The 21,589-nt window shown below is 68.2% G+C and carries 20 protein-coding genes and 1 tRNA gene; 5 read left to right on the top strand and 16 right to left on the bottom strand.

All coding sequences use genetic code 11. The annotated features are described in order from the left end of the window. Positions 1–495 precede the first annotated feature (495 nt). From KQ304_RS04340 to KQ304_RS04310, 7 genes are all read right to left on the bottom strand, one after another. The gene (locus KQ304_RS04340) at positions 496–918 is read right to left on the bottom strand and encodes a hypothetical protein (protein ID WP_259735888.1); all 423 of its coding nucleotides are present in this window, start codon (positions 916–918) and stop codon (positions 496–498) included. 481 nt (positions 919–1,399) lie between these two features. Beyond that, positions 1,400–1,624: a hypothetical protein gene (locus tag KQ304_RS04335; protein WP_259735887.1), complete on the bottom strand. Its 225-nt coding sequence runs from the start codon at positions 1,622–1,624 to the stop codon at positions 1,400–1,402. 824 nt (positions 1,625–2,448) lie between these two features. After that, a tRNA-Pro gene (locus tag KQ304_RS04330) sits at positions 2,449–2,522 on the bottom strand. Positions 2,523–2,589: 67 nt separating this feature from the next. Beyond that, a complete protein-coding gene (locus tag KQ304_RS04325; protein WP_259735886.1) occupies positions 2,590–5,634 on the bottom strand; it encodes an SMC family ATPase in 3,045 nt (1,014 codons plus the stop codon). Further along, positions 5,631–6,815, bottom strand: a complete 1,185-nt coding sequence (locus KQ304_RS04320; RefSeq protein ID WP_259735885.1) for an exonuclease SbcCD subunit D — start codon at positions 6,813–6,815, stop codon at positions 5,631–5,633. The genes KQ304_RS04325 and KQ304_RS04320 overlap by 4 nt, the downstream gene beginning before the upstream one ends. 56 nt (positions 6,816–6,871) lie before the next feature. Beyond that, on the bottom strand, positions 6,872–7,141 hold the full coding sequence (locus KQ304_RS04315; RefSeq protein WP_259735884.1) for a hypothetical protein: 270 nt from the start codon (positions 7,139–7,141) through the stop codon (positions 6,872–6,874). 141 nt (positions 7,142–7,282) lie between these two features. Next, positions 7,283–7,684, bottom strand: a complete 402-nt coding sequence (locus tag KQ304_RS04310; protein WP_259735883.1) for a Rid family detoxifying hydrolase — start codon at positions 7,682–7,684, stop codon at positions 7,283–7,285. Positions 7,685–7,794: 110 nt separating this feature from the next. Between KQ304_RS04310 and KQ304_RS04305 the strand changes: the two genes are divergently transcribed. Continuing rightward, positions 7,795–8,979 (top strand): ABC transporter ATP-binding protein, encoded by a 1,185-nt coding sequence (locus KQ304_RS04305; protein ID WP_259735882.1) that lies wholly within the window; start codon positions 7,795–7,797, stop codon positions 8,977–8,979. A gap of 12 nt (positions 8,980–8,991) precedes the next feature. Here KQ304_RS04305 and gloB read toward each other — a convergent pair whose 3' ends face one another. Beyond that, a complete protein-coding gene (gloB, locus tag KQ304_RS04300) occupies positions 8,992–9,753 on the bottom strand; it encodes a hydroxyacylglutathione hydrolase (RefSeq protein ID WP_259735881.1) in 762 nt (253 codons plus the stop codon). A 29-nt stretch (positions 9,754–9,782) separates the two neighbouring features. On the opposite strand from gloB, the gene hisG reads away from it, so the two are divergent. Continuing rightward, positions 9,783–10,466: an ATP phosphoribosyltransferase gene (hisG, locus tag KQ304_RS04295; RefSeq protein ID WP_259735880.1), complete on the top strand. Its 684-nt coding sequence runs from the start codon at positions 9,783–9,785 to the stop codon at positions 10,464–10,466. Continuing rightward, the gene (locus KQ304_RS04290) at positions 10,466–12,265 is read left to right on the top strand and encodes an ABC transporter ATP-binding protein (protein ID WP_259735879.1); all 1,800 of its coding nucleotides are present in this window, start codon (positions 10,466–10,468) and stop codon (positions 12,263–12,265) included. The genes hisG and KQ304_RS04290 overlap by 1 nt, the downstream gene beginning before the upstream one ends. Here the strand turns inward: KQ304_RS04290 and KQ304_RS04285 are convergent. Beyond that, the gene (locus KQ304_RS04285; protein WP_399228384.1) at positions 12,262–13,053 is read right to left on the bottom strand and encodes an alpha/beta fold hydrolase; all 792 of its coding nucleotides are present in this window, start codon (positions 13,051–13,053) and stop codon (positions 12,262–12,264) included. The genes KQ304_RS04290 and KQ304_RS04285 overlap by 4 nt on opposite strands. Positions 13,054–13,118: 65 nt before the next feature. Here KQ304_RS04285 and KQ304_RS04280 point away from each other — a divergent pair, with 65 nt between their 5' ends. After that, positions 13,119–13,607, top strand: a complete 489-nt coding sequence (locus KQ304_RS04280) for a GNAT family N-acetyltransferase (RefSeq protein ID WP_259735878.1) — start codon at positions 13,119–13,121, stop codon at positions 13,605–13,607. Between the two features lie 38 nt (positions 13,608–13,645). Here the strand turns inward: KQ304_RS04280 and KQ304_RS04275 are convergent, their stop codons facing one another. Genes KQ304_RS04275 through KQ304_RS04265 form a run of 3 tightly spaced genes read right to left on the bottom strand, consistent with a single transcriptional unit; the run spans position 13,646 to position 16,136 of the window. Continuing rightward, the gene (locus tag KQ304_RS04275) at positions 13,646–14,350 is read right to left on the bottom strand and encodes a TIGR04283 family arsenosugar biosynthesis glycosyltransferase (RefSeq protein ID WP_259735877.1); all 705 of its coding nucleotides are present in this window, start codon (positions 14,348–14,350) and stop codon (positions 13,646–13,648) included. Positions 14,351–14,355: 5 nt separating this feature from the next. Then, positions 14,356–14,934, bottom strand: coding sequence for a TIGR04282 family arsenosugar biosynthesis glycosyltransferase (locus KQ304_RS04270; RefSeq protein WP_259735900.1), 579 nt, complete (start codon positions 14,932–14,934; stop codon positions 14,356–14,358). 41 nt (positions 14,935–14,975) lie between these two features. After that, positions 14,976–16,136 carry a trypsin-like peptidase domain-containing protein gene (locus KQ304_RS04265; protein ID WP_259735876.1) on the bottom strand — a complete coding sequence of 387 codons (1,161 nt, stop codon included), beginning with the start codon at positions 16,134–16,136 and terminating at the stop codon, positions 14,976–14,978. Between the two features lie 99 nt (positions 16,137–16,235). Between KQ304_RS04265 and dnaA the strand changes: the two genes are divergently transcribed. Continuing rightward, on the top strand, positions 16,236–17,669 hold the full coding sequence (dnaA, locus tag KQ304_RS04260; RefSeq protein ID WP_259735875.1) for a chromosomal replication initiator protein DnaA: 1,434 nt from the start codon (positions 16,236–16,238) through the stop codon (positions 17,667–17,669). A gap of 29 nt (positions 17,670–17,698) precedes the next feature. Here dnaA and cbbX read toward each other — a convergent pair whose 3' ends face one another. From cbbX to KQ304_RS04240, 4 genes are read right to left on the bottom strand one after another with little or no spacing between them, the layout of a single operon-like run. Next, a complete protein-coding gene (gene cbbX, locus KQ304_RS04255; protein ID WP_259735874.1) occupies positions 17,699–18,622 on the bottom strand; it encodes a CbbX protein in 924 nt (307 codons plus the stop codon). Then, the gene (locus KQ304_RS04250) at positions 18,619–18,867 is read right to left on the bottom strand and encodes a 4a-hydroxytetrahydrobiopterin dehydratase (protein WP_259735873.1); all 249 of its coding nucleotides are present in this window, start codon (positions 18,865–18,867) and stop codon (positions 18,619–18,621) included. The genes cbbX and KQ304_RS04250 overlap by 4 nt, the downstream gene beginning before the upstream one ends. 9 nt (positions 18,868–18,876) lie before the next feature. Next, positions 18,877–20,073: a CO2 hydration protein gene (locus tag KQ304_RS04245; RefSeq protein WP_259735872.1), complete on the bottom strand. Its 1,197-nt coding sequence runs from the start codon at positions 20,071–20,073 to the stop codon at positions 18,877–18,879. Continuing rightward, on the bottom strand, positions 20,070–21,587 hold the full coding sequence (locus tag KQ304_RS04240; RefSeq protein ID WP_259735871.1) for an NADH-quinone oxidoreductase subunit M: 1,518 nt from the start codon (positions 21,585–21,587) through the stop codon (positions 20,070–20,072). The genes KQ304_RS04245 and KQ304_RS04240 overlap by 4 nt, the downstream gene beginning before the upstream one ends. Positions 21,588–21,589: the final 2 nt, after the last annotated feature.

Below are 21,589 nucleotides of genomic sequence, written 5' to 3'. Positions count from 1 at the left end.
CCATTCGACCTGCTGATGGCCGGCAGATTCAGCCATCCCCTCGAGGTCGTAAATGACGGCATCAAGGACCGTGCGGCACCGGAGAGGCCTGCAGCGGTAGGTGATCGAATTGCTCAGATTTACTGACTTCTGCATGCCAGGACTTGGCGGTCAGCCAAGCGGGAGACCTATCTATATGGGAATGATAGTCATTCTCACTAAAGAGCGGAAGCATCCACGGATGGGCCCGCGCACGTGGCCACGAGTCATCGCCCTTGCGACTCACTCTCCGGCCCTTCGGGGCTCTTCTGAGTGCCGTGAATGAATCTTGTTATGTGTGTGCACTTAACGATTCGCGGCTGCCTGTCTGAAGCCTCTTGGGTCCCCTGGCTCATTAAAAGGGGCCAACACAGTGTGCCAGCCCCGTTGATGAATACTTGCTTAATTATAAAGCCTTATGCAAAGCAAAACTGCGACCCGCATCGCATCTTCCGCCAACATCTTGCAGTGCTATACTTACATTAATCTCTCGCGGATATACTCTTCTGCCTTCATTGCTGCATTACTCATTTCTTCAACCCCACTCAACTCGCCCAGGATGGGAGTATTCCCATGCACTGCATTATGGTAAGCCATTTGCACGGCAAGGTCCGCGACCCTGTTCAAGGCCTCCTCAAATTCAAGCATAAGATCTATTCCAGCAAAGAAATATCCATCATAAGCTTCCATTACATAATCTTCATAAATAAACATTTCGCCATCATCTCCATGAATACCGGATTCACAATCGTGCTTGATGTATCGACGAAGTTCCCCTTCGCTGAGCCTGCATGGCCTAAAAGAGTCTTCCTTCACTTTTGAGACAGGGGACAGATCCTTTTCGGTTGTGTCTCCGCTCTTGCTGAGGCTATTTACTTGGCTGTCGGTGAGAAAGGTCATTGCACTACCTCTGCGTAGGTTTCAGGAGCTTGGACTTGAGATAGATGCCGTGCGTACACACGGAACGCATCCTCAGTTGCCGCAGGATCCCAAACGGTCCTTCGGCCCTGTGTGATGTAGTGCTTGCCGGGAACAAGCACACCGGTTTGGCGCAGCTCAATTAGACGGTTACGGCTGATCCTGAATCGCCGAGCAATCTCGGTCGAGGTCAGCCACTCGAGAGTGGTAGTCATGGTGAAGTCAGGAGATCACCCTCAGACCCATTGGTCTGTGGTGGTTGTCAAGTGATCTCGCTAAAGGCCTGGGGTTAGTTGCTCGGCTGGAAGACCGGCCTCAACGCGGTGAGGCTCCGTTTCGAGGCAGGATTGGTAGGTGGCAAGACTGTCGAGCGAGCTTCCACACGCCATAACAGACCCGGACGACCAGCGAACGCCGTCCAAAGGAAGTATAGGGCACTTCTCAACAAGTGTTAGCGGTTTGTTCAGTTTTCGCGCCACCGAACGCCTCTTCGAACGCAGCGACCGCTATGGCCCATGGCTTCTGCGATGAACTCCGGTGGAACGTTGTTGCGATGACAGGTGGCGGAGTAGCGGGGGCGCTGGGAATAGGGCACCAGCTCTTCCCCAAACTGCTGCGCTTCGGTGCTCAGCTGCTGCCAGATCACCTGACGTCTCAGGAAGCGCTCCATGTGGTCGCCGGCCAGCATTGGCTAAATAACCTGCGGTAGAGGCTCTCCAGCTCGAAGCCACTTCTCCAGCCGCCAATCCGTGGCGACCCGTCCGAAGCCAGCACTGGAGCTGCCAAGAGTTGTCGCGGCTTTGTAGTGCCCCCTCCGGACTTTTTGCAATACATGCACCAGAGCTGCTCACCCTTGAACTGAAGGTGAAATAGATCCGTGGAACGTACCCTTACTCAGCGCAAAACGTGAGCGCAAACGCCCGACTTGATGCCTCCTCGCTGTCAATCGCCTGGAGCCTCTCCACCAATCGGATTACTTGGGCGTCACTGAGGGCGAACTGTTCGCGAATAGGTGCGCATCGCCCAACGACGTTTGCCAGGCTGTGTGGTGGCTCCCAGGTGCGTGAGCTCACCCCATGGCGCTCAACCTCGTACCTAAGGAAGGTCGAGGAGGGCGGCCTATGGAGAGGGGCAAGAGAACTGCGTTAGGGAGGGGAAAGCCAGCTAAGCCATTCCGCCTTGCGCGTGCGAAAGGATCGAGGAGGTGCCGCCCTGCTGAAAAGCGGAGGACTAACCGGGTGACTACGCAGACGACTCGGGGGTGCGCCTTGCCCTGAGCACCAAACAGGATGAGCTAAACGCAGCCACCGGGCAAATGGACACCAACCTCCCCGAGGACGGCCCAAAAGCTCACTGGAGGGCTCTAGAGCCACTCATCCGCCTGGGGATCTCATTACCCCAAAGGCTGGGGCTGAAGAAAGCCGATGGTCGAGCCGCTGTTTTCAGAGCCCGCAGGAGTCCTCCCAGCTCCCGCTCAGCTCCCGCGAAATTTGCCTATCGGTGAAAAGTCAATCGGGGCGACAGGATTCGAACCTGCGACCTAGTGCTCCCAAAGCACCCGCGCTACCAAGCTGCGCCACACCCCGCTGGTGGGAAATCTAACTGTCGGCCTCCCGGGGATCCCGCCAGATCTGGGGGGGGGCTCGGGATGGGTCAGGCCAGGGGGTTGGTGCCCACCTGCACCCGTGAGCCCTGGTCGCTGGAGAGCACCTCGATGCCGTAGCGGATGCGTTCCTTGAGGGCTCCGACGTGGCTGATCAGTCCGACCATGCGGCCGCCTTCGCGCAGCCGGTCGAGTTCGTCCATCGCCAGCTGGAGGTTGTCGGGATCGAGGCTGCCGAAGCCTTCGTCGATGAACAGGGCCTCCAGTTGCACGCCGCCTGAATGGGCCTCGACGGTGTCGGCCACGCCCAGGGCCAGGGCCAGGGAGGCCTGGAAGGTCTCACCGCCCGAGAGGCTGCTCACCTCGCGCTCCTCACCGGTGTAGGCATCGAGCACCTTCAGACCCAGACCCGCCTGGCGGCCGCCGCGGCCCCCCTCATCGCTGAGCCGCAGCTGGTAGCGGCCGGAGGTCATCAGCTCCAGCCGCTGGTTGGCATAGCGGCAGATGTCGCCCAGGTAGGCCGAGAGCACCCAGCGTTGCAGGGAGATGTAGGGGGCGGCCCTGCCTGAGCAGCGATCGGCCACGGCACTGAGCAACTGCGCCCGCTCCTGGCGGGACGCCAGCTCGCTGGAGCCGCTGCGGTGCTCCGAGCTGAGGCGCTGGATCTCCAGCTGGGCTCCGCGCGCTTCGCTGTGGCGCTCCACGGCTGCGGTGCGGGCGCCGTCTGTGGCGTGCACTGCCTCCGCGGCCGCCGCGCTGTCGGGTCGCTCCCGGGGCAGGTCGGCCAGCTCCGCCGAGGCCAGAGCTCCCTTCAGCTCAATCACTTCGGTTTCGAAGGCCTTGATCCGCTGCGCCCAGTGCTGGCGCACGCTCTCCTCCTTGAGGGCGGCCTCCACAGCCCGACCATCGCTGAACTCGGATCCGGCCAGATCGATGGCCAGGCGCGCAGCGGCCAGCTCCAGCCGGGTTGCGGCGCTGGCACTGGCCTGGCAGCGGGCCGCCAGGGCTTTCAGTGTTGCCTCCAGGGGCTCGAAGCTGTTGAGCGCCTGCTGTGGATCGACGCCCTGCCCCAGCTCCCTGCCGATGGCGGCAGCGAGGGTCTCCGCCCGTTGGCTGTCGTCGGCAGCGGCCTTGGCCTGCAGGGCCAGCTCCGTGCTGGCCGCCTGAATCGTGGTCTGCAGCGCCTCCAGCTCGCGCTCATGGGCGCTGATCTCCTGCTCCAGGCTGGGCACCGTCCTGGCCAGGGCCTGGGCAGCGGCCAGGGCTTCGTTGGCCTGCAGGGCCGCTGTGATTGCCGCCTGGGGATCGCTGGCGGCAGGGCCGGCCTTCTCCAGCACCGCCTTGCGCTCCCCCTGGACCTTCGCCAGCGCCACCGCCGCCTGCTGGGCCGCAGCGGTGGCGGCGCTCAGCTCGGCCTGGGCCGCTGTGATCGCCCCATCACTGACGGCGTCCTGCGAGGGCTGGGCGGGTGCCGGGTGTTGCGCTGAACCGCAGACCGGGCAGGGGGCGTCGGGCTCCAGGCCCCCGGCGAGCCGGGCGGCCATCCCGGCGATCTGACGCCGCTGCCGCTCGTTCAGGGCCACCTGCGCCTGCTGCAGCCGGGCCTCGGCCTTGGTGTGCGCCGCCATGGCGGCCTGTTCCTGCTGCAGGGCAGGGGCGATGGCCGCCACGGCCAGGGCCTGATCCTGGGCGTCCTGCGCCGCCCGCTGCAACCCGCCCAGCTGGTCGCGGGCTGAGCAGGCTGCGACCAAGGCTGCGCCTGCGCTCTGGCGCGCCTGCCGGCGAGTCTCTCTGGCGGCGCTGCTGCTGCTCAGCTGCTGCTCAGCGGCCTGGGCTCGCTTGGTGGCGGCCGCCGCCCTGGCCCGCGCCTGGCCCGCCTCCAGAGACTGCGCGGCCAGGGCGCTGAGCTGCGCGCCACGGACCGCCAGGTCGTGGCGTGCAGCGCTGAGCTCCTCAAGGCTGGGGGCCGCCATCAGATCCAGCAGCACCAGGGAGAGCGGCAGGGCCTGGGCGGCGTCCCGGGCCCGGATCGCGCTCTGCAGCTCGGCTCGGGTGCCGGCCTCCAGGCTGCCCAGGGCGGTACGGGCCGCCTGCTCGGCCTCCACGCAGGGCCGCAGGGCCTCGGCTCGCTCCGCCCGGCTCAGCCGCTGGCGAAAGTCGGCCACGGCCTCCTGCTTCCCCTCCAGGTCCGCAAGCCTGGTGAGGGCCCTGGCGCGGCGATCCCAGCGGTCGGCCTGCTTTTCGATCGCATCCCTGGCCTTCTGGGCTGAGAGCAGGGCGGCGCTGGCCTGATGCAGGTTGCTTTGGCTGGCGGTCACCACCGCGGCGATCTGCTCCACCAGCCGATCGAGGCCCTGTTGATCGCTGGGTGGCTCCAACGGATTGACGGGATTGGGTGGATCCACGGGCTCGGGAGGGTGGGCTGCATAGGGGCTCCACTCGTGGGCGGCCTGGCTGCGCAGCACCTCCAGGGCCCGGTTCTGCTCGGCCACCTCGATGCGAGCCGCCTTGGCGCGGTCCTCCAGCCAGCTGCCCACTTGCTCGTAGATCACCGTGTCGAAGAGGGTTTTGAGCAGGGCTTCGCGCTCCTCGGCCCTGGCGCGCAGCACCTCAGCGAACTTGCCCTGGGGCAGCAGGATCACCTGGCGGAACTGGGCGGCATCGAGACCCACCAGAGCCTGCACCTCGCGGCTGACCTCCGTGCTGCGGCTGGCGATCGGCTCCCAGCCAGCGCCGAGCAGCCGGAACAGCACCGCCTGCGGCGCCTTCTCGGTGGTGCCCTCGCCCCTGGTCTTGGGGGCGGTGTAGGCGGGGGATCGCTCCACCCGGTAGCGGCCGCCGCCACTGGAGAACTCCAGGCTCACCCGGGGCACCGCTGCGGGCTCGGCGTGATCGGATTTCAGCGCCTTGACGCTGCGATCCCCCGATACCTCGCCGTAGAGGGCGAAGCAGAGGGCATCGAGCAGGAAGGTCTTGCCGGAGCCGGTGCTGCCGTGGATCAGGAACAGCCCCTCCTGGCTGAGCTCATCGAAGCCGATCTCCACCGGCTCGGCATAGGGCCCGAAGGCTTCGATCCGCAGCTGGTGGGGCCTCACCGCTGCCCTCCCCTGGCGGCGGCCTCCAGCGCCTGCCGCAGCAGTGCCGTCTCGGCTGCGCTGGCGCTGCGCCCCTGCTGATCGGCGAAGAATGCCGAGGTGAGCTCAAACGGGGAGGTGGCCTGGCGCACCTGCTGGTGGCGTTCGCTGGCCGTTGTGCGCAGCAGCTCCGGTGGGCGATGGCGCAGCTCGGCCACATGGGGAAAGCGCCGCCGCAAACGCGCCATGGCTTGCAGCGGCAGGGTTTCGTCGGTGAGGATCACCCGCAGCCGCGCTTCAACGGCCGGCTCGAACTGCGGATCACAGCAGAGCTGCTCGATCCCCCCCTCGACTGTGGCCAGCGATCGCCCCACCTGCAGCGGCACGATCTCCAGCTCGGGCTGGCCCGCTGCGTCGAGCTCCACGATCCGCACCGACTTGGTGTGGTGCTGCTCGGAGAAGGAATAGGGCAGAGGGGTGCCGGAGTAGGCCAACCGTGGGCCATCCAGCTGCTGGGAGCCATGCAGATGGCCCAGGGCCACGTAGTCAAAGCCGGCAAAGGTCTCGACACTGACCCGATCCACATTGCCCACCGTCAGCTCCCGCTCCGACTCCGAGCTGGCCCCACCCGTCACGAAGGTGTGGGCCACCAGCACCGAGCGCTGCTGCGGCCGCCCCCGCAGGTCCCGGCGAATCCGTGCCAGCGCCAACCGCGTCACCTCCTCATGGCGCAGACGGGCCGGAGGCGGTGCCCCTTCCTCCAGCTCCCCCGCCAGGCCCGGTCCATCCACGGCCGGCTCCAGGTAGGGGAGTGGATAGATCGCCACGGGTCGGCCGCCCAGCCGCGGGCTCACCAGCACCGGCTCATGGGCCCGGCGCACATCGCCGCGGATCGTCACCCCGAAGCGGGCCAGCAGCGGGTCGTACACCGACACGCGCACATGGGAATCGTGGTTGCCGGCGATCGCCACCACCGCCGCACCGCCGTCGCGCAGCTGGGCCAGGGTGTCGTTGAACAGCTGCACCGCCTCCGCCGGCGGGATCGCCCGGTCGTAGAGGTCACCGGCGATCAGGACCGCATCGACAGCTCCATCCCTGGCCAGGTCCACGATCCGTGTCAGCGCTGCCGCCTGCTCCTCCAGCAGCGAAGCGCCATGGAACGTTCTGCCCAGGTGCCAGTCGGAGGTGTGAAGCAGGCGCATCGGCGGCAGCTCGCCCTCAGGGCCTAGGTGCGGCTGACGCTAGGTGGGCAGGGGCGTCAGGCCATGCCGCAGTGGTTGCCGGGGTAGCGCAGGGTGCGCCAGTCGCCACCGGGAGTGCTCACCTCGACACCGATGCCGATCGGATCCTCACGGCCGTTGCTGTGCTGCTGCCACCACTCCTGGGCGGCGTCCCAGGCGGCATCCATTGAATCGAAGTGGTCGTCGAGCACGGGATGGGGGCAGCAGCCCTGGTCCACCAGGCGGTACAGACGCACCCCGTTGGGTTGTTGGCCCGCGGGAACCGTACGGAAGGAAGAGAACGCCATGGCCCGCACATCAACAACCCCACCATGCTGGCGGCTGTGACAGCTGTTGACTGTCACCTTCATCACAAGTCACGCATCCCAAAGGTTGCGTGCTGTAGTTCAGAGCACAAGGGGGACGGCTGGGGCGTTGGCCACCGGCCCTCAGCCCAGCAGGGCGATGCAGTCGATTTCCACGAGGGCTCCTTTGGGCAGCGCCGCCACCTGCACGCAGGCCCGGGCGGGCGAGACCCCGGCCGAGAACACCTCTGCATAAAGAGCGTTGACCTTGGCGAAATCGGCCAGGTCGGTGAGGAACACCGTGGTGCGCACCACCTGCTGGGCCGTGCAGCCCGCCGCGCTCAGCACCGCCTGCAGGTTGGTGAGCACCTGTCTGGTCTCGGCTTCCACATCCCCGCCCCCCACCAGAACGCCGCTGGCGGGATCGAGGGCGATCTGGCCGGAGCAGAAGAGCAGCCCTCCCGCCTTGACCGCCTGGTTGTAGGGACCCACCGGTGCCGGCGCAGCGGCCGTGGTGATCGCCTCGGCGGAAGTGCCCGAGCCCATGGCAGGTGAAAATGAAGATTCGACTCTACGGATCAGGCTCCATCGCTCCACTGACCCCTGCTCCACTGACTCCAGCTCCACTGACTCCAGCTCCACTGACTCCTGCACCCTTGACCCCAGCCCCGTTGGCTCTGCCCATCGCTCCTCAGCTGGAGGGGCGGCCGGATCCGGTGCGGCTGGAGAACGTCTGGCACCGCTACCCGAGGGCCCGTGGGCTCAGCCATGGCGAGGAGTCGCCGAACTGGACGCTGCAGGGGCTGAACCTGGAGCTGCACCAGGGGGAACTGGTGGGGCTGCTGGGTCCCTCCGGCTGCGGCAAGACCACCCTGCTGCGTCTGATCGCCGGCTTCGAGCGGCCGGAGCGCGGCCGGGTGTTGATCCATGGCCAGGAAGTGGCCGGCCCCCACGGCTGGCTGGCGCCCGAGCGCCGGGGGGTGGGCATGGTCTTCCAGGACTACGCCCTTTTCCCCCATCTCGATGCCTGGAGCAACGTCTGTTTCGGGCTCAAGCCCCGCCAGGACCGCAGCCGTGCCGCCTGGCTGCTGGAGCTGCTGGGGCTCAACGGCCTGGAGCGCCGCTACCCCCATGAACTCTCGGGTGGCCAGCGTCAGCGCCTGGCCCTGGCGCGGGCCCTCGCCCCGGGGCCAACGCTGCTGCTGCTGGATGAACCCTTCTCCAACCTGGATGTGGAGGTGCGGCTGCGGCTGCGGGCGGAGCTGCCGGGGGTACTCAGCCGCTGCCAGGCCAGCGGTCTGATCGTCACCCACGACCCGGAGGAGGCCCTGGCCATCTGCGATCGGGTCGCGGTGCTGCAGGGCGGACACCTGCATCAGTGCAGCAGTCCGCGCGAGATGGTGCGGGCCCCCGCCTCCGCCTTCGTGGGCCGCTTCGTGCTGCAGGGCAATCTGCTGGAGGCCCACTGGAGCGGCGGTCAGCTGCTCACGCCCCTCGGCCCCCTGCGCCCGGAGCCGAATGGATCAGCTCCCCATGGCGAGGGCCCGGGCCCCTGGCAGGTGCTGCTGAGCCCGTCGGCCTTTGATCTGAGCGTCGATCCCAGCGGCCCCGGCGAGGTGGTGGCGCGGGAGTTTCTGGGGCGCGAATGGCTCTATCAGGTGCGGCTTGACGCCGAGGGCGCCGCTGCTCCGGTGGATCTGCGCTTTCGCCTGCCCCTCGAGCGCGACTATCCCCTCGGTCTGCGCTGCCGCCCCTGGTTACGGCCCGGTGAGCCCGCCCGGCTCTTCCCCACGGGCCAGACGCTCCGGCCTCCGGAGGCCCCCAGCCCCGCAGCGGCCTGATCCGCTCGTTGGTCAGCCCTGCCAGTGGTCCTTGCTGAGGCGACGGCTGGCGAAGGTTTCTGCATCGCCGGCCCTGAGCATCAGGTTCGTGGCCCACTCCAGGGCGATGGTGCTGGGGATGGTCGGTTGATCCGCCCGCCGCAGCTCCTGCACTGCCGCCAGCCGCTCCTGGATCGCCTGCCGCTCCTCCCCCTGCTCCGGGCTGTTCGCCGCCGCCCAGCGCAGGTTGGCGAGGGTGTACTCATGGGCGCACCAGACGCGGGTGGGTCCCGGCAGGGCCCCCAGCCGCTGCAGCGACTGGTGCATCTGTGCGGGGCTGCCTTCAAACAGGCGGCCGCAGCCGCCGGCGAACAGGGTGTCGCCGCAGAACAGCTCGCCCTGGCCGCCGGCCCGGGGCGGCAGATGGAAGGCCAGGTGCCAGCGGGTGTGCCCGGGCACCGCCAGCACCTGCACAACGCGCCCCAGCAGCTCCAGCTGGTCCCCGTCCCGCAGGGCCACGGTCTGCAGCGGGATGCGCTGGCGGTCGTCGCCCGAGGCCAGCACCGCCGCCGCGGGCCAGCGGCTCAGCAGCCCCGGCGTGCCATCGATGTGGTCCCAGTGGTGATGGGTCTGCAGCACCGCCACCAGCTCCAGCCCGCGCCGCTCCAACCAGCTGACCACCGGCTCCGCCACGCCGGGATCCACCACCACCGCCCGGGCTCCGTCGTGGAGCACCATCACGTAGTTGTCGCGCAGCACCGGGATCAGCTCCACCTCGCTGTGGCTCGCGTCCATCGGTACAGTCCAGGTTGCGGTGCAAGTCCATGATCACCGTCGCTCTGGCCAAAGGGGCCCTGCTGAAAGATTCGGTGCGCTGCTTCGCCGCCGCCGGCCTTGATTTCAGTGCCCTGCTCGATGCCGACAATCGCCAGCTGATGGTGCCCAGCCCCTGCGGCCGGGCCCGGGCCCTACTGGTGCGCAATGGCGATGTGCCTGTCTATGTGGCCTATGGCCAGGCCCAGCTGGGCGTGGTGGGCGACGACGTGCTGCGGGAGCACCAGCTGCCGGTGGCGCCGCTGCTGGATCTGGGCTTCGGTGGCTGCCGCATGGCCGTGGCGGTGAAGGAAAACAGTGGCTACAGCCGGGCGGCGGAGCTGCCGGCCCACTGCCGCGTGGCCAGCAAGTTTGTGCGCTGTGCCGAAACCTTTTTTGCCGGACTGGACCTGCCCGTGGAGCTGATCCATCTCACCGGCTCGGTGGAGCTCGGTCCGATCACCGGCATGTCCGAGGCGATCGTCGACCTGGTGGCCACCGGCCGCACCCTGCGCGAGAACGGCCTGGTGGCCCTCGATGAACTCTTCCACAGCACGGCCCGTCTGATCGGCAATCCCCTGGCCCTGCGCTTTGATCTCGGCGAGCTGCAGGACATCGTCGACCGGGTCGCCACCGCCACTGCCACCGCCACCTCCGCCGCTGCCGGCCCATCGGCTGCCGCGCTCCAGCGCTGATGGCTGCCCTCGACCGCCAGCGGCTCAAGCGCCTGCTGCCCTACCTCCGCTACGACCGCCGCCGCCTGATCCTGGTGGTGATTCTGCTGATCCCTCTGGCCCTGGCTGCTGCGATTCAGCCGCTGTTGATCGGACAAGCGATTGCTGTGCTGCGCGGGGAGCCCACCGCTGCCTGGCTGGCGGGGCAGAGCGTGTCCCAGGCGATGCGCACCCTGGTGCTGATCCTGTTCAGCGCGGTGCTGCTGCGGCTGGCCCTGCAGGGGGTCCAGTCGTACAGCGTTCAGGCGGTGGGGCAGCGGCTGACGGCCCGCATCCGCGACGACCTCTTTCGCCACGCCCTCGCCCTCTCCCTGCGCTTCCACGACCGCACCCCTGTGGGCAAGCTGCTCACCCGCCTCACCAGCGATGTGGATGCCCTGGCCGAAGTCTTCGGTAGCGGCGCTGTGGGGGTGCTGGCCGATCTGGTCACCCTGATCGTGATCGGCGTGACGATGGTGAGCATCGAGCCGCGCCTCGGTGCGCTGCTGCTGGCCAGCCAGGTGCCGGCCACCCTGGTGATCCTCTGGCTGCAGGGCCACTACCGCAAGGCCAATTACCGGGTGCGCGAGGAACTCAGCCAGCTCAACGCCGATCTGCAGGAGAACCTCCAGGGCCTGGAGGTGGTGCAGATGTTCCGGCGGGAGGCCACCAACAGCTCCCGCTTCTCGGTCACCACCAACGCCTACCGCCGCGCCGTCACCGGCACGATCTTCTACGAAAGTGCCGTCTCGGCCTTCATCGAATGGGTGGCCCTCACCGCCGTGGCGGTGGTGCTGGCCCTGGGGGGCTGGATGGTGATCGCCGGCAGCATCGGCCTCGGCACTCTCACCACCTTCATCCTCTTTTCCCAGCGCCTGTTCGATCCCCTGCGCCAGCTGGCGGAGCGCTTCACCCAGATCCAGGGCGGGCTCACGGCGGTGGAGCGCATCGGTGAACTGATGGAGCAGCCGATCGAGATCTCCGACCTCGACCATGGCCTGCGCAGCAGTGCCGCCCAGCGCTCGGGGCTGCTGCGCGCCAGTGCCGGTGAGGTGATCTTCGAGCGGGTGAGCTTCGCCTACCGCCCCGACGACCCGATCCTCAGCGAGCTGAGCTTCCGCATCGCCCCGGGGGAGCAGGTGGCCCTGGTGGGTCCCACCGGCTCCGGCAAGACCACGATTATCCGCCTGCTCTGCCGGCTCTACGAACCCCAGAGCGGCCGCATCCTGCTCGATGGCATCGACATCCGCGAGCTGCCCAGCGCCACCCTGCGCCAGCGGCTGGGGGTGGTCCTCCAGGACACCTTCCTGTTCAGCGGCAACGTGGCCGACAACCTGCGCCTGGATGCGCCGATCACCCAGCACGACCTGGAGCGCATCTGCGCCGAGCTGGGTCTTGACCCCCTGCTGCGCCGGCTGCCCGATGGCCTGGCCACCGAACTGCGCGAGCGGGGCGGCAACCTCTCCTCGGGTGAGCGCCAGCTGCTGTCGGTGGCGCGGGTGGCGATGCGCGATCCCTCGGTGCTGGTGATGGATGAGGCCACGGCCTTCATGGATCCCTCCACCGAGGCCACCCTGCAGCGTGATCTGGAGCGGTTGCTCAGCGGCCGCACCGCCATCGTGATCGCCCACCGCCTGGCCACCGTCGAGGCGGCCGATCGCATCCTGGTGCTGCGCCGGGGCCGGCTGATCGAGCAGGGCACCCACCGGGAACTGCGGGCCGCCGGCGGTCTTTACGCCGAGCTGGCCGATCTGCAGGAACGGGGTCTGGCCCGGCTCTAGGGATCAGGAGAAGGCAGCTGCAAGGGCAGCCGCTCCAGCCAGGCATCGATCAGGGCGGCCAGCTGGCGGGGACACTGCCGCATCGGCAGGTGACCGCAGTCGGGGATCACGGCCAGCTCATGGTCTGGGGCATAGCCGGCCAGGTGACGCACATAGCGGGGGGCCATCACCTGGTCCTGGCTGCCGGCGATCCAGAGGCTGGGCACCCGCAGGGCGGCGGTGAGCGCGGGCAGCTGGCTGACGGCGCCGCGGTTGGTGCTGCAGGCCAGCAGGCCCCGGGCCGCCCGCGCTTCGGCCAGCAGCGGGCTGCGGATCGCCTCGGTGCCCGGCAGTTCCGCCAGCCAGCCTGGACGGAAACGCAGGAACAGGGAACCGCCGCGTCTCACCCGGGCGAAGGCCCGGGGCTGGTACACCCCGCCGCCGGCGGCGATCTGGATCACCCCCCGCAGCTGGGGCCCCAGGCTGGTGGCCGCATGCAGGGCGATGCTCCCCCCCAGGGAGTGGCCCATCAGCACCACGGGGGCGTGGGGAGCGATCCGGCGGCAGGCCTCGCTCACCCAGCGCCCGTAGCTGGCCAGGCTCGGCTGCAGCCCCACCGGGCGCGGTTCCGCGCCGAAGCCGGGCAGATCAGGGCACCACAGCCGCCAGCGCTGCTGCAGTTCGGCGTTCAGCGGTTGCCACAGCCGGCTGGAGAGCATCCAGCCATGCAGCGCCACCAGCAACATCCCGCTCGAGTCGGGTTCCAGGGCCTGGGGGAGTCCAGCCAATCCCTTCACAGGGTCTGCCATCAGAGTTCCACTAAACGCCGCCGATCGGGCAGGATCGTGCCCATCCGTTGCCTCGGCCGTCTGGTTTGGATACAGACCCGCTTTTCTCCAGCTTCTACGGCCCCGGCTGGCGCCATTGTCCCAGCCCGAACCCCCAGCTGGAGCTGGTGCTCAGCCTGGAGCGGGAGATCGATCTGGTGGAACTGGAGCAGCTCTGTGATGCCGTCGGCTGGAGCCGCCGGCCGATCCGGCGGGTGCGCAAGGCCCTGCAGCACAGCCTGTTGCGGGTGGGCCTCTGGCGCCATGACCCGCGGGTGCCGCGCCTGGTGGGCTTCGCCCGCTGCACCGGCGATGGGGTGATGGAGGCCACGGTCTGGGATGTGGCCGTGCATCCCCTCTACCAGGGGGCCGGGCTGGGGCGTCAGCTGATGGACTACGTGCTGGAGCAGCTCAGGCTGATGGAGGTGGACCGGGTCAGCCTGTTCGCCGATCCCGAGGTGGTGGGTTTCTATCAGTCGCAGGGCTGGGAGCTGGAGCCGCAGCAGCGGCGCTGCGCCTTCTGGTATTCCCCCTGACGCCCCTGGTGGGGATCCTCAGGGATCCTCAGGGGCGTTCAGGGTTGGTAATAACGCGCCGCCAGGGCCGCTGGATCGGTGCCCCGGCGCCAGGCCTGGCGCAGCTGGGCATTGCGCCAGGCCGTTCCCCACACCCCCAGGCGCCGCCAGCGGCGCCCATCCACCCGCACCGGCAGTCCCAGGTCATGGATCGGGCCCAGCTGGCGCAGGCGCAGCACCAGATCGAGATCCTCCATTAGGGGCATGGCCCGCAGGCCGCCGGCCCGCTCCAGCAGGCGCCGCGGCAGCAGCAGTCCCTGGTCGCCATAGGGCAGCTGGCCGGGCCCACTGCGCAGGCGCACGCCCCACTCCACCAGGCGCAGGGCGAGGTCTGCCCCCTCGATTCCCAGGCGGAAACACCAGGGGGCCTCCGGGGCGGCCATGGCCCGCTGCACCGCCGACCACCACCCCTGTGCCAGGCGCAGGTCGGCATGGAGCAGCAGCAGCCAGGGGGCGCTGCTGTGGTTCACCCCCGCCGCCAGCTGGCAGCCCCGGCCTCCGCCCACCTGCAGCACCCGTGCGCCTGCCAGGGCCGAGAGCTGGGCGCTGCCGTCGCTGCTGCCGCCATCCACCACCAGGCAGCTCTCGATCAGAGCGGAAGGAGCCGTCGCCAGATCCGCCAGCAGGGCCGGCAGGTGTCCCGCCTCGTTCAGGGCCGGGATCACCACCGCCAGGGGGGCGCTGGCGGTGGGTGGTGCAGTCATGGCCTTCACCCCAGCCAGGGCTCCAGGTCCATGGGCCGATCGAGGTCGCTGCGCTGGGCCAGCAGGGCTGGCTCAAGGCCCAGAGCGGCGGCCCGCTCCAGGGTGCGGCGCAGCACAGCGGCGCTGCCCCAGGGGATGCCGCTGAGCAGGCTGGGCTGGGGCCTCCTCAGCCCGATCAGCCAGTAGCCCCCATCGCTGGCCGGCCCGAGCACCAGCGGCCGTTCGGCCAAGGCTGCAGACGCCGCCTCCAGATCGCCTTGGGCCAGCTGGGGCAGGTCGGTGCCGATCAGCAGCACCTGCTGAGCTCCTTCGCGGCAGGCCCGCGCCAGTTGCCGGGCCATGCGGCTGCCCAGACCGCCGTCCCCCTGCAGCACGGCCCGGTGGGCTCCGAGGCTGTGGCCCCAGCGCTGAGCCCCGCAGGGCCCCAGGCCGCTCACCGCCAGCACCAGCTCCGTGCCATCCAGCTGCCGTGCTGTCGCCAGGGTGTGCTCGCTCAGCCGCCGCTGGATCCGGGCGGCGGCCGCCAGGCCGATGCCGGCCCCCAGCCGACTCTTGCAGCGGCCCGTGGCCGGCCAGCGGGCCATCACCACCAGCTGCCGGCTGCAGCGCTTCAACGCCTGCGGGCTCACTCGCCGGAGCGCAGTTCCGCCGGCTCAAGGGTGACGGTGCTGCTGTCGCTGCCCCGCCTGATGCTGATCGCCAGCGGCTGGCCCACCTTGCCCTGATCGACGGCCACCTGCACTTCAGAGGGGTTCTTCACCGCCTTGCCGCCCACGTTTTCGATCAGGTCGCAGGGCTTCAGGCCCGCCTTGGCTGCGGGGCTGCCCTTGAGCACTTCCACCACCACCACCCCCTCGACCTCAGGCAGGCGGCATTCGCTGGAGGTGGCATTGATTTCCCGGGCCAGTTGGGGAGTGAGGGCCTGCAGGCGCACACCGATGTAGGGGTGGGAGGCGCGTCCCTTCTCCAGGATCTGGGCGGCGATCTGCTTGGCCAGGTTGATCGGGATCGCAAAGCTCAGACCCGCCCCAGGCGCCTGGCGGATGGCGGTGTTCACGCCGATCACCTGACCACGGTCATTGATCAGGGGACCGCCGCTGTTGCCGGGGTTCACCGCCGCATCGGTCTGGATGTACGGCACCCGCTGGCCTTCGCCGATGGCGTTGGTGCGCTGGATGGCGCTGATGATGCCCGCCGTCACGGTGTTGTCGAGGCCGAGGGGATTGCCAATGGCGATCGCCCATTCACCGGGTCGCACCTGGGAGGAATCCCCCAGGGGTGCCACCGGCAGCTTCTGGGCCACCACCCGCACCACGGCGATGTCGGTGAGGGGATCGGCGCCGAGCACCTTGCCGTTGAAGCTGCGGCCATCCGGCAGGGTCACCGACACCTCGGCGGTGCCCTCCACCACATGGGCGTTGGTGAGAATCACCCCATCGGAGCGGGTGATGAAGCCCGACCCCTGGCCCTGCTGCTGCTGGATCGATGGCCCACCACCGAACAGGCCCCCGAGCGGATTGATCACCCGTTTGACCGTGTCGATGCGCACCACGGCGGGCCCCACCTTCTGGGCCGCGTTGACGATGAAATTGTTTCCCGCCTGCAGCGGCGCGGCGGGGGGGGCGTCACTGACCCTGGGGCCGGGCGCGGCGGGTGCACGCCCGGGCATCCCCGGCAGGTTGGGCAGCGGCACCGTGCAACCACCCAGCAGCAGCCCACAGAGGCCGACGGCGGCCAGGGCCCGGCGGCGGAGCGACGGGAGGCCAGGGGCACGGTGGGGAGTCATGACGGGGGAGCCGAGCGGAGCCGCGAAGCGCTTCATTAAAGACGGTGCCGGTCGGGGGGGCTGCCTATATTCGGCCACTGGCTGAGTGGGGACTGGACGGTGCAGCAGGGTCAGGAGCTGTGGCACCGGGTCCAGGAGGCACTGCAGGCCAACCTCAGCAAGCCCACCTTCGAGACCTGGATCCGGCCGGCCCGCTGCACCGGTTACGCCGACGGTCAGCTGCAGCTGGAGGCCCCCAACAGCTTCGCCAGCGGCTGGCTGCGCAAGAATTACCTGGTGATGATCGCCGCGGTGGCCACCGATCTGGCCGGCCACGCCATCGCGGTGGAGGTGGGCACCGCCGCTGTCCAGGAGCTGGACGGCGCCATGAACGGCTCCACTCCGGCCGAGCGCCCCGGCGCCGCCCAGCAGAGTGGGCCCGGGGCCTCGCCGGGGGCGGTGCTGCGGGCGGCAGCGGGTCCCACAGGCCCCACCGCCAGCGGCGAGACACCCCGCCGCCCGGCTCCGGGGCTCAACCCGCGCTATGTCTTCAACCGCTTCGTGGTGGGGCCCAACAGCCGCATGGCCCATGCGGCGGCCCTGGCGGTGGCCGAGGCCCCCGGCCGTGAATTCAACCCGCTCTTTCTCTGCGGTGGTGTCGGGCTGGGCAAGACCCACCTGATGCAGGCGATCGGCCACTACCGCCTGGAGATCGATCCGGAGGCGCGGGTCTTTTATGTCTCAACCGAAACCTTCACCAACGACCTGATCCAGGCCATCCGCAAGGACGGCATGCAGAAGTTCCGCGACCGCTACCGCGCCGCCGATCTGATCCTGGTGGATGACATCCAGTTCATCGAGGGCAAGGAATACACCCAGGAGGAGTTCTTCCACACCTTCAATGCCCTGCATGAGGCCGGCCGTCAGATCGTGATTGCCAGCGATCGCCCTCCCAGCCAGATTCCACGGCTGCAGGAGCGGCTGATCTCCCGTTTCTCCATGGGCCTGATCGCCGACATCCAGGCGCCGGATCTGGAAACCCGCATGGCGATCCTGCACAAGAAGGCCGAGCAGGAACGCATGGCCCTGCCCCGCGACCTGATCCAGTACCTGGCCGGCCGCTTCACCTCCAACATCCGTGAACTGGAGGGGGCCCTGACCCGGGCGGTGGCCTTCGCCTCAATCACCGGTCTGCCGATGACGGTGGAGTCGGTGGCGCCGATGCTCGATCCGGTGGGCAACGAGGTGCCGGTCACCCCCCAGCAGGTGGTGGAGAAGGTGGCGGAGGTGTTCGGGGTCAGCGGCGAGGAGATGCGCAGCAGCAGCCGCAAGCGGGCGGTGAGCCAGGCCCGTCAGGTGGGCATGTACCTGCTGCGCCAGAGCACCGATCTGAGCCTGCCCCGCATCGGCGATGTCTTCGGCGGCAAGGACCACAGCACAGTGATGTACGCGGTGGAGCAGATCGAGAAGAAGCTGGCGATTGATCCCTCCCTCGCCCGCCAGTTGCAGCAGGTGCGTGACCTGCTGCAGATCGATTCACGCCGGCGCCGCTGAGCCTGCGTTCTGATCGGTGGCGTTGAGCTTCAGGTGAGCGGCAGGCTGGGGTCGAGACCCTCCACTTCGCCATGGAAGACGCGGCTGGCGGTGATGTCCTCGGCCTGGATCGTGATCAGATCCAGCTTGGTCAGACCCCGGCCCATGTGGTTGAAGAGCCGGTTGGCCTGACGCATGCGCGCCCGGTCGATGGCATTGCGGATCGAGCGGGCATTGGCGAAGAAGGGCAGCTGCATGCGCCGCTGGATGTAGTCGTAGAAGGCGGCCTTGGCCTCATCACCGAAGCGGTAGCTCTCGGCGGCCAGGATCAGCTGGGCAATGGCCAGCAGCTCCACGGCCGTGTAATCAGGGAAATCGATGTGGTTCGCCACCCGGGAGGAGAGGCCTGGATTGGATTGGTAGAAGATATCCATCTTGTCCTTGTAACCAGCGAAGATCACCACCAGATCATCGCGGTTGTTCTCCATCACCTGCAGCAGAATCTCAATCGCTTCAGCGCCATAATCACGCTCATTTTCAGGCTTGTAGAGGTAGTAGGCCTCATCGATGAACAGCACCCCGCCCATTGCTTTTTTGAGCATGTCGCGGGTTTTGGGTGCCGTGTGGCCGATGTACTGACCCACCAGATCATCCCGGGTCGCGGTCACCAGGTGGCCCTTGCGCACGTAGCCCAGCCGGTGCAGGATCTCGGAGATGCGCTCGGCCACCGTGGTCTTGCCGGTGCCAGGCCTGCCCGTGAACGACATGTGCAGGCTCGGGGCCGCGGTGGTGAGGCCCACCTGCTTGCGGGCCCGCTCCACCACCAGCAGTGCGGCGATCTCACGGATTCTGGTCTTCACCGGGCGCAGGCCGATCAACTCGCGATCGAGCTGGTCGAGCACCTCACTCACCCCGGTGCCGTCGTAGGCGGCGCGCAGATCGACGGGGGTGTCATCGGCGCTCACCCCGGTCATGGCAGCAGGGCATCGATGGCTGTGGCCAGAGCGTGGTCGAGCTCCTCGATCGGACCATCTTCCTGCTGGGGCCGCAGGGTCAGGTTCACGTAGGTGCGCCCGAAGCTGATGTCCGGATAGCGCTTCTCCTGCTCAGACCACTCATTGAGCCGCTCGAGGAAGGCTCGGGTGGTTTCGTAGTCGGCGAACTCGATGCGGCGCTCCAGCCGCTCGGGACGCTGCCGGTGGGTCCAGGGCTGATCCATGGCCGAAACTTAGCCCAGCCTGCCGCTGGCTCCAGGCTGGATCCGCTCGTCGGGGATCGGCTGCGAAACCAGGGATTCGCCGGCGGGAAGGCAGTCGATGCGGGCGATCCTGAGGCGCTCCACCCAGGCGGCGGCGTAGGCGCCGTTGGATTCGCGCTCGCCGGGGTCCCGGGTGCTGAGGGGATGGGGGAAGGTGCCGGCGATGGCCGCATTGGTGACGCAGAACATCGCCTTCTGGAAACTGGTGCAGAGTTTCACGTAGAGATCGCCCAGGCCCCGGCCCACTCCGGCGTAGTGGCGCTCCAGCTCCGGCGGCAGGTGGCGGCGCATGTCCTGCATCAGCAGGCTGGGGGGAATGCCGGCTCCCATGGTGGGCAGCGGGTCGGCGTAGAGGGCGCCGTAGGTGAACTGGCTCTGATCGTGGGGGATCTGGCGTGCCTGGGCGTTGAATGACACCGTGCCCAGAAAGGGGGTGCCCCGCAGAAACACCGCCTCCACATAGGGCACGGCCACATCCACCAGGAAGGTGAGGCCGGCCTCGGGGGGAAGGATCTCAAAGCTGGTTCCCCCCAGCTCCACGGCGTAGGTGATCGGAGCGGCGGCGGCCGCCACCAGGCCGTCCTGGATGAAGCGCACCACCATGGCGATGGAGCTCACCTCACCACTGCGCCTGGCGGCGGCCAGATCCAGGAACAGATCACTCATCACCCGCCAGAACTGGGCCAGGGCGCTGGCGGTGGCGGCGGAGCGGATCTGCTCCGGCAGGAACCCCGGGAAGAGCCGCTGCAGCAGCGCCAGCAACGGGTCATGGCGGCAGCGCTGCTGGATCACCCGCTCGCAGCTGGCCAGGAAGGCTTCGCCATCGAGATAGGTGTCGAGCCCGCCGGTGCCATGCCAGAGCATCGAGCGCTGGCAGTACTCGGCGTACTCGTAGTTGATCCGGTCATGGCGCAGGTGGCGCCACAGCCGCGCCGGGGTGATGGCGCCATTGAAGAAGCGGAACACCGGCAGCGGATTGAGGAATTCCCTCTGGGCCTGATGGACCAGGTTGAGGCTGTAGGCATCGAGGACATGGCCGTAGCTCTCGAGCACGGCCACCACCTCGAGCAGATGCTCGCTCGACTCCTCCAGCAGGGTGACACCACCCAGCAGGCGCTCGCGCAGCACCTGCCCCGGATCGACTCCGCTGCTGTTGGGCTGGTTCATCCCTGCTCCTGGCGGGCGCTGGCGATCAGCTGGGGCGGTGCGCCCAGGGTTGTGGCGCTCAGGGCGGCAGTGCTGCGCTCCATCAACGTGCCCAGCCCCTGGGGCAGCAGGCCGATCGCCAGGATCGCCACGGTCAGGGCCAGGGCCGGAATCTGACGGGCCAGGGGAATGGCCGGCAGCAGCTGCCGAGAAGCGGCTAGCGGTGTGTCGAGACGGCCGAAGAAGGCCCGGTTCACCAGCAACAGGAAGTACACCGCCGTCAGGCCTGAGCCCACCATGCAGAGCAGCGTCTGCAGGGGGAAGGCCACCAGGCTGCCGCGGAACACCAGAAACTCAGCCACAAAACCGGCCATGCCGGGAATGCCGGCGCTGGCCATCACGCCCACCACCATCAGCGAGCCGGTGAGGGGAAGCCCCCGCTGGGGATTGAGCAGCCCCCGCAGCACCGACATGTCGCGGCTGCCGGTGGCGCTGTAGACCACGCCCACCAGCAGGAACAGCAGCGCCGAGATCAGGCCATGGCTGATCATCTGGAACAGGGCCCCCTGCAGGCTCACCGGCGTGGCCGCCGCCGCCGCCAGCAGCACGTAGCCCATGTGGCCCACGGAGCTGTAGGCCACCATCCGCTTCATGTCCTGCTGCTGAATCGCCGCCAGCGAGCCGAACAGCACCGAGAGCGCCGCCCAGCTGGCCAGCCATGGGGCCAGCAGCTCCCAGGCCGCGGGGAAGAGACCGAGGCAGAAGCGCAGCAGGCCATAGGTGCCCAGCTTCAGCAGCACTCCGGCCAGCAGCACCGACACCGGCGTGGACGCTTCGGTGTGGGCATCCGGCAGCCAGGTGTGAAAGGGCACCAGCGGAATCTTGATGCCGAAGCCCACCAGCAGAGCGCCCAGCAGCAGCAGCTGGACCCCCAGATCCAGATCGTTGGCCAGCCGTGGGTTGAAGCTGAAATCGGCGCTGCCGCTGGCCAGGGCCAGGCCGAAGAAGGCTCCAAGGATCAACATCCCCGACACGGCCGTGAAGATCAGAAACTTGGTGGCGGCGTAGGCCCGGTTGCTCCCGCCCCAGATGGCGATCAGCAGCCAGAGCGGAATCAGCTCCAGCTCATAGAACAGGAAGAACAGTAGCGTGTTCTGGGCCAGGAAGGCCCCGTTCACCGCTGCGCTGATCAACAGCAGCAGGGCGTGGTACAGCCGCGGACGGCTGGTGTCGCTGGCCGTCACCGCCACGGCCACAAAGCTCAGCAGACCATTGATCAGCACCAGCGGCAGCGAGAGGCCATCCACCCCGAGGCGGTACTCGAGGCCCAGGCTGCCCACCCAGGGAGCCACCTCCAGCAGTTGCGGGCCGCTGATCGCAGGATCGAAGCGCAGCAGCACCGCCAGCGTCATCAGCAGTTGCAGCCCCAGCAGGCTCAGGGCCAGTGCCCTGCAGCGACCAACGCTGGGCTCCCCTGGCCAGATCAGCAGCAGCAGGGCCCCCAGCAAGGGGATCAGCAGCAGGGCGCTCAGCATCG

Origin of the sequence: Synechococcus sp. CS-1329 (assembly GCF_025128055.1) — a bacterium.
Classification (GTDB): domain Bacteria; phylum Cyanobacteriota; class Cyanobacteriia; order PCC-6307; family Cyanobiaceae; genus Regnicoccus_A.
This window is presented reverse-complemented; position numbering and strand designations above follow the sequence as displayed.

Excerpts from the sequence above, each read along its gene's own strand:
- KQ304_RS04340 (WP_259735888.1), bottom strand. The coding sequence starts at position 918 with ATGACCTTTCTCACCGACAGCCAAGTAAATAGCCTCAGCAAGAGCGGA.
- KQ304_RS04335 (WP_259735887.1), bottom strand. The coding sequence starts at position 1,624 with ATGCTGGCCGGCGACCACATGGAGCGCTTCCTGAGACGTCAGGTGATC.
- KQ304_RS04320 (WP_259735885.1), bottom strand. The coding sequence starts at position 6,815 with ATGCGCCTGCTTCACACCTCCGACTGGCACCTGGGCAGAACGTTCCAT.
- KQ304_RS04315 (WP_259735884.1), bottom strand. The coding sequence starts at position 7,141 with ATGGCGTTCTCTTCCTTCCGTACGGTTCCCGCGGGCCAACAACCCAAC.
- KQ304_RS04310 (WP_259735883.1), bottom strand. The coding sequence starts at position 7,684 with ATGGGCTCGGGCACTTCCGCCGAGGCGATCACCACGGCCGCTGCGCCG.
- gloB (WP_259735881.1), bottom strand. The coding sequence starts at position 9,753 with ATGGACGCGAGCCACAGCGAGGTGGAGCTGATCCCGGTGCTGCGCGAC.
- hisG (WP_259735880.1), top strand. The coding sequence starts at position 9,783 with ATGATCACCGTCGCTCTGGCCAAAGGGGCCCTGCTGAAAGATTCGGTG.
- KQ304_RS04290 (WP_259735879.1), top strand. The coding sequence starts at position 10,466 with ATGGCTGCCCTCGACCGCCAGCGGCTCAAGCGCCTGCTGCCCTACCTC.
- KQ304_RS04285 (WP_399228384.1), bottom strand. The coding sequence starts at position 13,053 with ATGGCAGACCCTGTGAAGGGATTGGCTGGACTCCCCCAGGCCCTGGAA.
- KQ304_RS04275 (WP_259735877.1), bottom strand. The coding sequence starts at position 14,350 with ATGACTGCACCACCCACCGCCAGCGCCCCCCTGGCGGTGGTGATCCCG.
- KQ304_RS04270 (WP_259735900.1), bottom strand. The coding sequence starts at position 14,934 with ATGGCCCGCTGGCCGGCCACGGGCCGCTGCAAGAGTCGGCTGGGGGCC.
- KQ304_RS04265 (WP_259735876.1), bottom strand. The coding sequence starts at position 16,136 with ATGACTCCCCACCGTGCCCCTGGCCTCCCGTCGCTCCGCCGCCGGGCC.
- cbbX (WP_259735874.1), bottom strand. The coding sequence starts at position 18,622 with ATGACCGGGGTGAGCGCCGATGACACCCCCGTCGATCTGCGCGCCGCC.
- KQ304_RS04250 (WP_259735873.1), bottom strand. The coding sequence starts at position 18,867 with ATGGATCAGCCCTGGACCCACCGGCAGCGTCCCGAGCGGCTGGAGCGC.
- KQ304_RS04245 (WP_259735872.1), bottom strand. The coding sequence starts at position 20,073 with ATGAACCAGCCCAACAGCAGCGGAGTCGATCCGGGGCAGGTGCTGCGC.
- KQ304_RS04240 (WP_259735871.1), bottom strand. The coding sequence starts at position 21,587 with ATGCTGAGCGCCCTGCTGCTGATCCCCTTGCTGGGGGCCCTGCTGCTG.